At 63.9% G+C, this 12915-nt stretch carries 10 protein-coding genes; 2 read left to right on the plus strand and 8 right to left on the minus strand.

Annotated elements, in window-relative coordinates; all coding sequences use genetic code 11:
• Positions 1-106: 106 nt before the first annotated feature.
• Positions 107-592 carry a hypothetical protein gene (locus P0D80_RS33425; RefSeq protein ID WP_408180101.1) on the plus strand — a complete coding sequence of 162 codons (486 nt, stop codon included), beginning with the start codon at positions 107-109 and terminating at the stop codon, positions 590-592.
• Between the two features lie 104 nt (positions 593-696).
• On the opposite strand, the gene P0D80_RS33430 is transcribed toward P0D80_RS33425, so the two are convergent.
• From P0D80_RS33430 to P0D80_RS33440, 3 genes are all read right to left on the minus strand, one after another.
• Positions 697-2574: a glycosyl transferase family 1 gene (locus P0D80_RS33430; RefSeq protein WP_408180102.1), complete on the minus strand. Its 1878-nt coding sequence runs from the start codon at positions 2572-2574 to the stop codon at positions 697-699.
• Between the two features lie 139 nt (positions 2575-2713).
• A complete protein-coding gene (locus tag P0D80_RS33435) occupies positions 2714-3982 on the minus strand; it encodes a DUF3443 domain-containing protein (protein ID WP_408180103.1) in 1269 nt (422 codons plus the stop codon).
• A 65-nt stretch (positions 3983-4047) separates the two neighbouring features.
• Positions 4048-4512 (minus strand): DUF2844 domain-containing protein, encoded by a 465-nt coding sequence (locus P0D80_RS33440; RefSeq protein ID WP_408180104.1) that lies wholly within the window; start codon positions 4510-4512, stop codon positions 4048-4050.
• A gap of 459 nt (positions 4513-4971) precedes the next feature.
• On the opposite strand from P0D80_RS33440, the gene bamC reads away from it, so the two are divergent.
• Positions 4972-6204, plus strand: coding sequence for an NlpB/DapX family lipoprotein (bamC, locus tag P0D80_RS33445; RefSeq protein ID WP_408180105.1), 1233 nt, complete (start codon positions 4972-4974; stop codon positions 6202-6204).
• Between the two features lie 267 nt (positions 6205-6471).
• On the opposite strand, the gene P0D80_RS33450 is transcribed toward bamC, so the two are convergent.
• The 5 genes from P0D80_RS33450 to thiC all read right to left on the minus strand — a co-directional run bounded on the left by P0D80_RS33450 (position 6472) and on the right by thiC (position 12882).
• Positions 6472-7398 (minus strand): DMT family transporter, encoded by a 927-nt coding sequence (locus P0D80_RS33450; protein WP_408180106.1) that lies wholly within the window; start codon positions 7396-7398, stop codon positions 6472-6474.
• A gap of 406 nt (positions 7399-7804) precedes the next feature.
• Positions 7805-9403 (minus strand): L-lactate permease, encoded by a 1599-nt coding sequence (locus P0D80_RS33455; protein ID WP_408290293.1) that lies wholly within the window; start codon positions 9401-9403, stop codon positions 7805-7807.
• 333 nt (positions 9404-9736) lie between these two features.
• Positions 9737-10231, minus strand: coding sequence for a hypothetical protein (locus tag P0D80_RS33460; RefSeq protein WP_408290295.1), 495 nt, complete (start codon positions 10229-10231; stop codon positions 9737-9739).
• Positions 10232-10482: 251 nt separating this feature from the next.
• Positions 10483-10695 carry a YMGG-like glycine zipper-containing protein gene (locus P0D80_RS33465; protein ID WP_408180108.1) on the minus strand — a complete coding sequence of 71 codons (213 nt, stop codon included), beginning with the start codon at positions 10693-10695 and terminating at the stop codon, positions 10483-10485.
• Between the two features lie 255 nt (positions 10696-10950).
• Positions 10951-12882 carry a phosphomethylpyrimidine synthase ThiC gene (gene thiC, locus P0D80_RS33470; RefSeq protein ID WP_408180109.1) on the minus strand — a complete coding sequence of 644 codons (1932 nt, stop codon included), beginning with the start codon at positions 12880-12882 and terminating at the stop codon, positions 10951-10953.
• Positions 12883-12915: the final 33 nt, after the last annotated feature.

Below are 12915 nucleotides of genomic sequence, written 5' to 3' on the forward strand. Positions count from 1 at the left end.
AGTGTCGATCGCCTTACGCGGCTCGCGCGCTGCCGGCGCTCGAAGCCGGCGCCGCTCAAGCAGGCCGTAAGCTACAATTGCCGACGGCTTGAAAAACGGAACACCAATGAAGATTCGGATTCTCTCTATCGCCTGCGTCACGACCGCTGCCGCGCTGCTGGCGGCGTGCACGGCCGTCTATAAGAACACGGACGCGTGCGAGCAGTTGATGCGAAGCAAGCTGGCGGAAACGTCGGCGGATCCGCTGAAGATCACTCATGCGGGCGCAGGCATCTATGGCTCGCGAGTGGTGGTTGAGGGATCGATCGAACGTGTGGCGGTTCCGGCGTCCGAGACTGCGGAGGCGGGTGCAGCCAGTGCGCCGCTTGCAGCTTCGGGTGCGCCGGCGGCTTCCGCTGTGACTGCTGGTGGAGCAGGTGCAGCGGGCGCCTCAGATGCATCGGCAACAGCGCTTTCGCTCAAGCCCGCCAAACCTAAGAAGACCGCCACGCCAGCAGCCGCGGAGTGCACCTTCCACGGGCCGACGCTGGACGTGTTCAACTGGCTGGCGCCGGCTGATCTTGTAACCGCGAGCCCTAACGCGACCGAGTAGCGTATCGGCGCACGGGTACGGCGGCCCGGCGCCGAATAATCTCGTGACCCCGGGCATCATGCGACCGGGTGGCGACCGGGTAGCGCACTGAGCGGCGCCGAATCTCAAGCCATCGCTTCTTCCTTGCACCGGCGTTGCTTCCCCCGCACCCGTTCCAGCACGCATTCACCGAACGCCTGCGGCCGCCCTTCAAAGCAACGTTCCACGGCCCGCGTATCGATCAGACGCTGCCGCAAGGCTGCGCGCTCGTTATGCGCGTCGATCATCCGCACGGCGGCGGCGATGTAATCCTCGACGCTCTCCGCCGTGGTCCACGACGGCATGCCCACACGCTCGAACAGCGCGCCGTCGATCCGCTCGAACACTTCCGGCCCGCGTTTGCAGATGCCGGGCAAACCCAGCGTGAGCGCGTCGACGATACCGTTGGTATTGCCGAACGGAAACGGGCTTAGAAACAGATCGGAGCGATTGACGCGCGCCAGATAGCCCGCGTATTCGTGAAAGCCGTGCACGACGGCGCTCGGCAGTGTCTGGCGGATCACATCGCGCATGCGCTCGAGCGGCAAGCCGAAGGGCACGCCGCTCATGAAGTGAAACTGGACCGGCGTCGCCGCGCGCGCGCCGATCTCACGGCACGCTTCGAGAAAGCCGGGATTGAGCTTCATCGCGCTGGCCGTGATGACGATCTTCAGCGTTTCGCGTGACGGCGGAATCTGCGCGACGATGTCCGGCAGCGCTACCGAGGGCCGGTACGGTTGACCGTCTTTCGGCAGCTTCATCAAACGTTCGCTGAAGCAGGCGGGATCGCCGACATAATCTTCCTCGACACTGACGTATTCGATCTTGTCGGAGTGAGTCGTGGCGGGGTGACCGAGGCCGACGATCTGCAGCGGCGCAATACGCAGATTCGACATGAACACCGTGAGCGCGAACATGCCGACGCTCGGCATGTAGAGCACGTCAGGCTGTTCCGCCTCGGCAAAGTCGCGGATCGTTTTCAGACATTCGCCTATGTATTCCGGCTCCTCCAGTTCGATGAAACGGTCGAACACCGCGCGCCCCATATCGTCGATGGCGTAGCCGAAGCCGAAGGCCACCACTTCGAAATGCTCGCGCGCGGCTTCGAGCGTGCGCGAGTGCGTGCGGTAGATCGAATGGGCGCCGCCAAACCATTCGAGCACGACCACCATCAGCGGTTTTTTGCCGCGCGGCTTGCGGCTTTTCGCGCGGGCTAGATTCGCCGCGGGAATATCGGTCAGCCCTAGTTGATCCAGCTTGCGGCGCACCAGCGCGTTGATGTCCCGTTTGATCTCGTGCCGCCGCGGCGTGTCCGCGTAGCTGCAGAACATATAGGCGTTGTGCAGCAAGGCGGTCGGCAGGTCGTCGAGGTCGTCGATTTGCTGCAATTTGCCGGGCAGCCATTCCATCAACGCTTCGCGCTTCATATGCGCGCTCGCCGATCCTTTGAAGACCGGCGCCAGCAAAACGAGGGCAAGGCAGGCGGCGAGCGATTTGTCGTACGCCCACAGCGCGGCGAAGTCGAGTTCCAGTTCGGACTCGGTCGAGTAGAGCGCGCAGAGTTTTTCGACGAAACTGTCGCCGGACAGAAACTGGGCGTTGTCCGCACCGCGCGGATTCAAGTAACGGGTCACATGGTCCGCATTGCCGAACGACGTGCAGGCGAACACCAGTCCGACCCACTCGTGCAGGGTCAGAATCAATCTGAAACACTCGGGTGGCAATTGGAACGCCGGGTCGGCGAACAGGGTCGACGCCGCGCTCGCGAGGCGTGTGCAGAAGCGCTTGCGTTGCTCGTCAGGCGGCAGGTCGGCGATGCCCGAGGCAAGAAAGCTGCCGTCCAGTTCGCCGCGCTTTTGCTGAAGGAGCGCCAGCGCGGCAATGAACTGGATCGCGGCTTTGACATGCTGCCGCGTATAGACGAGCTGCTCGAAATGATCGAGCGAAAAAGTGGGTTCTTCCATCTGCCGACAATTCCAGGATTTGCATGACTAACTAATTGGAACGGAGTTAGCCGGAAGGTGGAATTATCTCAGCCGATACGTACCAAATCTGTCCGTCAGGTGATTTTGCGAAATTTCGGCGTCGAAAGAAGCCGTCCGTTCAGAACGCGTAGTAAGGCCCCGGGCCCGCCGACGTTTCGCGCGAGGCGATCGCCGTATAGACGCGTCGTCCGAAGAAGAACGGCAAGCCCCAGCCGAAGCCGCTGCTGGCCACGCCGGCCAGATTGTTGAAGGCGTTATTCGACGACGCGAACAGCGCGCTCGAATTACCGACCGCAAACGACACCGTGTTCGACGCGCCGTCCGTCCCGGTGATCGCGGCGTTCGCGGCTTGAATCGAAGCCGGGCAGTACCAGAAGCCGCACTGCGGAAACTGGGTGGTGCGGAAGAACAGCCCATTCGAGCCGCTGTCGACATAGCTCTGCGAATAAGTCTGCCCGCCGCTCGTGGTGACGACGTAGCCCGTCTGCGAATTCGCCTTGAGGACGCTGGCGCCGTTCAGCGTGTTGTTGGCCTGGGTGCCGATGCCGAAGATCATCGAACCCGATACGCTGGCCGCGCCGGCATCGGCGATGGCCGGCAGGTCGATCACCACGCCATTGTTGTCGAGCGCAAAGCGGCTGACCGGATTGGTCACCTGCTGCGCCAGCGCTTGCGTGCTGGCGAGGCAGGCGCCGCCGGCGTCGCAACGGTAGTACCAGCGCGGCAGCGCGGCGGTGACGCAGCCGCTGCCACAGTCGCCCGCGAACAGGCCCACGCCGAGAATGCCGTTCGAGCGCAGGCCCGCCACCGTCTGCATGGCGCGGCCGGAGCCCGCGCAGTCGGCGGGCACGGTGGGCAGCGCCGGGTCCGCGATCGTCTGGATCGGGATCGACGCGGCCAACTGGCCGGCCATGCGCACGTCCGCGCTGCGCACCGCGCCCCAGGTGTAGCCGCCGCCGAACACCGCGCATTCGCCCGCGATGCCGCTGCCCGACGCGATTGCCGCGAGCGACAGGTCCGCCGGCAGCGCGGACGCGAGAATCCTGAGCCCGTGCGAACCGGTGTCGACCTGGACATTATCGATCGTCGCGCAATTGCTGGTGCCGGGCTCGCAGACGGTGACGCTCGTCGTCAGCATGTTGCGCGTCAGACCCGGTGCGGCGGTGACGGCGATCGGCTGGACGTTCGGGATATTCGACTGCGGCACGGAGGCGGTCGGGCCGGCACTCGAGGCGCCTACCGACCCACTGGCGGGGCTCGGGATGCTGGCCGGGGCCGCCGAGCCCGTCTGCGATGTCGCGGCCGGCGAGCCGCCGCCACCGCCGCCGCATCCCGCGAAGGCGGCGCAGACCAGCAGTAGGGCGTAAATGGAAAGGGCGGATTTCATGGCGTGGTCAGTGCTCGTCGCGGCGTGGTGCCGATGCTGGTGCTAGTGCTGAGTGCTTGCGCACATCACAGAAAATCGTCAGCCGTGACGCCGGGCGGCAGCGCCGCGGGCAGCCATGCGCGGCCCACGTAGCCCCGCATCGGGCCGCCGGATTCCACGATCACGTCCGGCCGCGCCACGCGCGAGACATGCAGATTGCCGTCCGACGGCGCCGCAGCGGCGCCGGCGCGATACGAGGCGGCGTACTTGCCGAGCAGCGCGCGCAGGTCCGGCATGGTTGGGCCTTGCCACGCGTAGCCTATGATCTGGCCGGTGCTCGTCGCGTACTCGTTGATGGTCGTGTTGCCCGCGTCGGTCAGCGTGCGCATGCGCAGTGCCCCGTTCAACATGGCGCGCGGCGCGCTCGCGCTCGCATCCGCCTGAGCCGGCATGGCGCCGCCCAATTCGGCGTGCGCTTCGAGGCTCGTGCACAACGCGGCAACCGCGATCGCTGACGCAGCAAAATTCGGGGTAAGGGTACGCAAGGGCATGACGGTCGGTCCCGTGGTTGGAGCGCTCAAAGGCTCTTGAGTTGTCTATTTCAAGATATCACTCGGGTTTTCAGACCGTGACCTGAAGCGGCATTCAACAAATTTCGATATATCAAAATCGACGTGGCGAGGGCCCCGGAAAGTGCCGTCGAATCAATGATCTGACGATCACGTAGGGCGTATCTGACAGACCGTTGGGAAATGTGGGGGATTGTTAAATTTGCAGTGCGCCGTTCGTTTTCACGCGCGAAAATGCGGCTCTTGCAACTCATGGAAACGTTGACGGAAGGAGTCGCTTCGGTGTCCTTCTCGCGCGTCGATCCCGCGTCCTTTGCGCACGTCTCACGCTGCTCAATTCACGGGCAAACCCGGGTTTTTGCACATGACTCGCCGGGATCGGTAAAATGTTGGGTTGATCCACGGAAACTTGCCGTGGCGTAGCGGAAGGATTCCCCGAACATGACTGATCTTCGTCTTACCAAGCGGTTTGCAGTAATGCTGATGGCAGGCGGTCTGGTCGCCGGCTGCGGCACCTCGTCGCCGACCAAAGTCGACTACAAGAGCGACTCGAAATCGAAGCAAGTGTCACTTGCCGTACCGCCGAACATGATCGATGAGACGGCCGATCAGCGCTCGTTGCCCCCGCAGGGCGGCGAAACCTCGTTGTCCGCGCTCAAAGAGGTTCAGGCGCAAGCCCCGTCGGCCAATTCCGTGGTGGTGGCGCCGGCGGTCAACGGCATGCATATCCAGCGCGACGGCACGGAAAGCTGGCTCGTCATCGACAACAAGGCGCCCGAGCAGGCATGGCCGCAGATCCGCCGCTTCTGGCAGGAACAGGGCTTCCTGCTGGTGGTCGACCAGCGCGACAAGGGCGTGATGGAAACCGACTGGAACGAAACGCACGCGCAGATCAACGAAGGCCTGATCCGCAACACACTGTCCAAGGCCATGGGCAACAGCTACGTGACCTCGGAGCGTAACAAGTACCGCACGCGCCTGGAAGCGGCGCCGAACGGCGGTACGTACGTGTTCGTCAGCCAGAAGGGCATGCGCGAGGCGCTGACCGGCACGAACAACGATTCGAGCACGTGGGTGCCGAAGCCGAACGATCCGGGCCTCGAACAGGAATATCTGAAGCGGCTGATGGCGGCGCTGGCGTTGGCCGATTCGCGTTCGAAACCGGCTGACGCGCAAAACGCCGACCTGTCGGCCGGCGCGCAAACGGCGCCGAACGCGGCTACGGCGGGCGCCAAGTCGGCGGCGGCGGCCACGGCGGCGCAAAACGTCGCGCTGTCCGCCCAGCAACCCATGCCGGCTGGGGACGCGGCGAACGGCACCGACGCTCAGCTTTCGTCGACGGAACTCACGCTCGGCGAGCCGTACGACCGCGCATGGTTGCGCGTGGGCCTCGCGCTCGACCGCAGCAACTTCACCGTCGACGACCGCGATCTGACCCGCGGTCTGTATTTCGTGCGCTACGTCGATCCGAAGGACATGTCGTCGGCCGAACAGGGCTTCTGGAGCCAGGTTTTCCACGGCAAGAAGGAAAAAGTTGCCAAGCAGTACATGGTGAACGTGCGCGCGGTGACGCCGAACCAGACGCGCGTGGCTGTGGTCGACGACAAGGGCGCCATCGACCAGAGCCCGCAGGCCAAGCAGATCATGAGTTTGATGTCCGACCAGCTGCACTAAGGCTGCAGCAGCTGGAACGCTGTCTGAAAACCCGCCCGGCGATCACGCCGGGCGGGTTTTTTTGTGCCTTGGGTTTCACGCAGTGCGTGGCCGACAAGAGCGCGGTCAACCCGCGTGCACGTCTTTTTGCATGGTTTCCTGAATACCGGTCCGAACCGGAATTCGACGGGAGATGGCCATGCGTGATTCCTTACTGCGGCCGGCCTGGTGGCGGGAAAGAGGAGAGTCGGCGACGCGGGGCAAGCGTCGCGCGACATGAAGCGGGTTTCAGGTATCGGCGCGGCGGGTGCCGATCCACGGCAGACGCTTGATCACGCCGGTGGCGAGCGCGGTGCCGACCAGAATCACGCCGCAACCTTCCAGCATGCCGGGCGAGACGCTTTCGCCGAGGAACAGCGCGCCCCACAGAATGCCGAAGATCGGAATGACGAAGGTCACCGTAATCGCACGCGCCGGTCCGGCCACCGCGATCAGGTGGAAGAACAGCATATACGCGACGCCGGTACAGGCGACGCCGAGCGCGATCACCGCGCCCCATGCATGCAGCGAGATCGGCGCCGCCGGCCAGTAGATCACGGCGAGCGGCAGCAACACGATGGTGGCGCCGGTCATCGTGCCGGTGGCGACGGTCAGCGCGTCGACGCCGGTCAGATGGCGCTTGGTGTAGTTGGCGGCGATGCCGTACAGCAGCGTGGCGCCGAGCGCCGCGCCGGCCGCGAGCGCGGTGGTGAGCGGCGTGGCCGGCGTGCCGTTCGGCGCGGCGATCTGATCCCACACCAGCATCAGCACGCCGAGAAAGCCGATCATCAGGCCGAGCGTGCGCAGCGCGCTCAACCGGTCGCGCAGCCACAGAAAGCCGACCAGCGCGCCCCACAGCGGCGTGCTCGCATTGATCACGGACGTGACGCCGGCCGACAGCGTCAACTCGGCATAGGCGAACAGGCAGAAGGGCGCCGCCGAATTCAGAATGCCGACCACCAGCAGCGGGAAGGCCCGGGTGCGCAGGATCGTCGCGGATTGGCGCAGCGGACGGCGCGCGATCAGCACGATCGCGAGAAACGCCGCGCCGATGCCGACGCGCAGCGCCATCAACGGCGCCACGCCGAAGTCGGTGACGCCGACGCGGATAAACAGGAATGAGGCGCCCCACAGGGCGGCGAGGATCAGCAACTGCAGCAGGTTTTTAGCATTCATCGAGGTGGCGCCGCGCGCGGTTGAGTCGAGACGCCTGCGCATCGTAGCAGCGCAATCATGCGAAACGTTTCAGGCTGGAATGAAACGGCAAGATATGGGAGAGGCAAGGCGTCTGGTAATTGTCCATCGTAAGCGCAGCGGCGCTCTGGGCAAAACGAGCAATTCTCACGCTGATGTGAGAAATATTGCGATCAAGGCGGTGGGATGGGACGAAGCGCTAGGAAAGGATAGGGGCTTGAGCGAAGAAGCGTGAGTTATTTTGCGGCAGCGCATCAGCCGCAAATGGTCGGGATGGTCATCCTCGCATCGTTGAAGCGGCGCGCGCTAGTGAGCGCGCGGCCGCCGGTTGGCGAGAGTGCATCCTACCAGGCGGGTTGTGAGAGTTGAGCAACCCGCCCAACCCGCCTCAGTGCGGAATCATCCACTGCAAGAAATTCTGCTGCAGCCACACCAGCACACCAAGCAGTACCGTCAACAGAATCGAATGCTTGAAGGTTTTGGCGAACACCACGCCTTCCTTGCCTTTGAGTTCGGTGGTCGCCACCCCGGTCGAGATGTTCTGCGGCGAGATCATCTTGCCCATCACGCCGCCCGACGAGTTCGTCGCCGCCATCAGAATCGGGTTGAGATTCAACTGATTGGCCGCCACCACCTGCAGGTTGCCGAACAGCGCGTTGCCCGACGTGTCGCTGCCGGAGAGGAACACCGCGACCCAGCCGAGGAACGCCGACACCAGCGGAAAGAACGGTCCGACCGACGCGACGCCCAGCCCGAGCGTGTACGTGAGCCCCGAGTAGTTCATCAGATACGCGAGCCCGACGATGGTCGCCACCGTCAGGATGGCGATGCGCGTCTGCACCCACGTGTCGGCGATGGCCGCGCCGAACTCGCGCGGGCTCAGTTTGACCACGAACGCCGTGATGAGCGCGGCGACCAGAATGGCGGTGCCGGTGGCGAGCGGCTGGAAGTCCCACACCGCGCCGTACGGCGTGTTGTACAGCGTGATGAACACGGCCTTGTCGAGGCCGGGCCACGGCACCTTGACGTCGCCGATCAGGAAGATCTTCGCCACGGTCCAGACGATCACCACCACCGACACGATGATCCACGGATACCAGCCCTGGCCGCCGCCGATCTTGCCGCGCACTTCGCCCACGCGGTCGATGTTGATCGCGAACTTCGGATCCGCCGCCGGCTTCCAGACGCGCAGGAAGGCGATCGTCAGAATGAGCGAGACCATCGACGACAGCACGTCGGTCAGGCTGTAGTTCACATAGTTGGACGCGACGAACTGCGTCAGCGCGAAGCTCGCGCCCGACACCAGCAGCACCGGCCACACCCGCAGCATGTTGCGAAAGCCCGCATAGACACTGATCACATAGAAGGGCAGCAGGAAGGCGAAGAACGGCAACTGGCGGCCGACCATCTTGGCGAGCGAATCGGCCGGCAAATGCGTGACCGCGCCGAGCACGGTGATCGGCACGCCGAGCGCGCCGAACGCGACCGGCGCGGTATTGAAGATCAGCGTGAAGGTGAGCGCTTCGAGCGTGGGAAAGCCGAGCAGAATCAGCAGCGAACTGGTGATGGCGACCGGCGTGCCGAAGCCGGAAATCCCTTCGAGCAGCGCGCCGAACGAAAACCCGATCACCACCAGCACCACGCGCCGGTCGTTCGGCAGGTTGTCGATCATCCACATGCGAAAGGCCGCGAAGCGGCCCGAGCGCTGCGAGATGTTGTAAAGCAGGATCGCGGTGAACACGATCCACATGACCGGCCAGCAGGCGAACACCGCGCCGGCGACCACCGAATCGACCGCGAGTCCCACTGGAAACTGCCAGACAAGGATCGCCACGATCAGGCCGACGATCAACCCCGCGAGCGACGCCTGCCATGCCGGCCGGCGCGCCCCGCCAAGCAGAAGCAGCACGACGATGATCGGTAACGCCGCGACTAGAAACGATGGCAATAGCGAATTGCCGACCGGAGTGAGTAGTTGGTGAAACATCACGTCTCCTTCGTTGTTGTTCGGACTCGACGCGGCACTACGCACTACGGGACGCGTCGATCTGGCATGACGGATGGGCGTCCGCGGCACGTGTGAGCGGCCGGGATCGCTTATTTAAACAGGTACTGCGTGCGGCCTACCAAGCATAGAACCCAGTCGGGCCGCGTCAAGAAGGGAAACTACGGGCGATGCGGATGGGCGCTGGGAGCGCGTCTTGCGCGGGTTGGGCGGCGCGACACGCACTGCGCGATGCCGTGCAGGCACCGCACGGCCGGAATCTGCCGTGCGAGCGCATCGAGTGAAGATCAGGAACCTGGACTGCGCCGGCGGGCGTCAATGCCAATGGCCGTGACCGCCCCATCCACCGTGGCCGCAACAGTAGCCACCGAAGCCGAAGCCGATCGAGACCGATGGTCCATACCAGCCCGGATAGCCGTAATAAGCGGGATAGACCGGCGGCGGGTAGTAGGCGGGATAAGGCGGCGCCACATAAACAGGCGGAGCGGCGACCGCGTAAGTCGGAGGCGGGCCTTGCTGGCCCGTCTGCGCCTGTTGTTGCTGCTGTTGTTGCTGTTGTTGCGCGGCGGAGGAATCGTCTTGCCCGACCGGCACCGCCTGCTGGGCACCGCCTGCGGGCACCGTGGCGTAGTATGGATAAGCTCCGCCCGGATAGTAACCGTACGGGTAATAGCAACCGGACAAGGTGAGTACACAGACCGCGCCACCCAGCGCCATGCCTGTTTGCGAAAGACGCGGGAGAGACCTGGAAAAGCGCAGCGGCAACCGCTGGCCGATCGCGCACACCGTATTGATGAGGCGGGACGTCATGACGCGCTCCTGGTTGAATCGAACGCCGCCATTAGGGGCGTCACGGCACCAGCTTACGCCGTCGCCGCGCCCAGAGGATTGCAAAACCGTAACGGCTTATTTCACCTCATTGCAGCGCGCTTCGCGATCCGAAGCGAGGGCGCGTCACTAGTGTTATCCGAGAGCGGCTGCGCGAGTTATTCGTGCGCCGGGCGTCGCACAACTCACGCTTGCCTCATACATAAACATTGCGCGATGACCCGCCGTACCCCTTACTTGCCCACCTCGTGTCCGATGACCCCGCCCGCCGCCGCGCCACCAATCGTCGACAGCGCATTGCCGCCGATCGCCGCGCCTGCCGCGCCACCCAAGCCCGCGCCGATTGCCGTATCGCGCCCCTGACGGCTCATGCCTTCGCATGCGGAAAGGCTCACCACGACTGCCACGATGGCCGCAAACGTACCGATTTGACGTATCGATTTCATGATGTCGACTCCAGTAGTTATGGTTGGAAGTACACCCGTCCTTGCATTTGATGTTATCGCCGCCTCCCGTATCCGGATGTATGCGCTTGTCAGCGAACCGACGGTTTCGTAATCAAATGTTTCCGGTCGCCCAGCACGCGGCGTGCCCGGACGACATAAACGCAAAAGCCCGCCAGTGGCGGGCTTCGATGCTGCGACGCAGTGGTCTGGCGGATCGAGTGGCGTAACAACGACGCTCGATCCGCGACCCGAACCTTACTGCCGCTGATAAATCTCAGCGCCTTTCTTCATGAACTCGATCGACTTCACTTCCATGCCTTTCTTCAGCGCTTCATCGTCGGTGACGCCTTGTTGCGCGGCGAACTCGCGCACGTCCTGAGTGATCTTCATCGAGCAGAAGTGCGGGCCGCACATCGAGCAGAAATGCGCGACCTTGGCCGAGTCCTTCGGCAGCGTTTCGTCGTGGAATTCGCGCGCCTTGTCCGGATCGAGACCGAGGTTGAACTGGTCTTCCCAACGGAATTCGAAGCGCGCCTTGGAGAGCGCGTTGTCACGCACCTGCGCGCCCGGATGGCCCTTCGCCAGATCGGCGGCGTGCGCGGCGAGCTTGTAGGTGATGATGCCGGTCTTGACGTCGTCCTTGTTCGGCAGCCCAAGGTGTTCCTTCGGCGTGACGTAACAGAGCATGGCCGTGCCGAACCAGCCGATCATCGCCGCGCCGATGCCCGACGTGATGTGGTCGTAGCCCGGCGCGATGTCGGTCGTCAACGGTCCGAGCGTGTAGAACGGCGCTTCGTCGCACCATTCCAGCTGCAGGTCCATGTTCTCCTTGATGAGCTGCATCGGCACGTGGCCGGGGCCTTCGATCATGGTCTGCACATCGTGCTTCCAAGCGATCTGCGTGAGTTCGCCGAGCGTCTTCAATTCGCCGAGCTGCGCTTCGTCGTTGGCGTCGTAGATCGAGCCGGGACGCAGGCCGTCGCCGAGCGAGAAGGCCACGTCATAGGCCTTCATGATTTCGCAGATGTCTTCGAAATGCTCGTACAGGAAGCTTTCCTTGTGGTGAGCGAGGCACCACTTCGCCATGATCGAGCCGCCGCGCGAGACGATGCCCGTCATGCGCTTGGCCGTGAGCGGCACGTATTGCAGACGCACGCCCGCGTGAATCGTGAAGTAATCGACGCCTTGCTCGGCCTGTTCGATCAGCGTGTCGCGGAAGATTTCCCACGTCAGGTCTTCGGCCTTGCCGTTGACCTTTTCGAGCGCCTGATAGATCGGCACCGTGCCGATCGGCACCGGCGAATTGCGGATGATCCACTCGCGCGTTTCGTGGATGTGCTTGCCGGTCGACAGATCCATCACTGTGTCGCCGCCCCAGCGGATCGCCCATGTCATCTTGTCGACTTCCTCGCCGATCGAGGACGTCACCGCCGAGTTGCCGATGTTGGCATTCACCTTCACGAGGAAGTTGCGGCCGATGATCATCGGCTCGCTTTCCGGGTGATTGATGTTGTTCGGGATGATCGCGCGGCCGCGCGCCACTTCCTCGCGCACGAACTCCGGCGTGATCGCCGTGAGGCCGTTCGGACCGAACGCGCTTGCGCCGAATGCCTGGCCCGGATGTTGGCGGCCCATCATCGCCGCGAGCTTTTCGCCGTTCGGGCCGCTCGTCTTGAGGCTCTCCAGATACTCGGCGCGGCGCTGGTTCTCGCGAATCGCGATGTATTCCATTTCCGGCGTGATGACGCCTTGACGCGCGTAGTGCATCTGCGAGACGTTCTTGCCGGCGATCGCGCGGCGCGGCGTACGGTGCAGGCCTTGGAAGCGCAGATCGGCGGTGGCCGTGTCGGCGGCGCGTTCGCGGCTGAAGTCGCTCGACAGACCCGTCAGCGCTTCGGTGTCGCCGCGTTCTTCGATCCAGGCCTGGCGCAGTGCGGGCAGACCGGCCCGAATGTCGATTTTGGCTTCCGGATCCGAGTAGGGGCCCGACGTATCGTAGACATAGACGGGCGGATTCTTTTCGCCGCCGAAGCTGTCGGGCGTGTCGGCCTGCGAGATCTCGCGCATCGGCACGCGGATATCGGCGCGCGAGCCAGTCACGTAGACCTTGCGGGAATTCGGCAGCGGCGCGACAGCGGCTTCATCGACGTGGGCGTCGGCGGAAAGGAACTTCGGATTGGCGTTCATCTGTATCTCCTATGCAAAGCTATGTGGGGCCGC

Origin of the sequence: Paraburkholderia sp. RL17-373-BIF-A (genome assembly GCF_046030175.1) — a bacterium.
Taxonomy (GTDB): Bacteria; Pseudomonadota; Gammaproteobacteria; order Burkholderiales; family Burkholderiaceae; genus Paraburkholderia.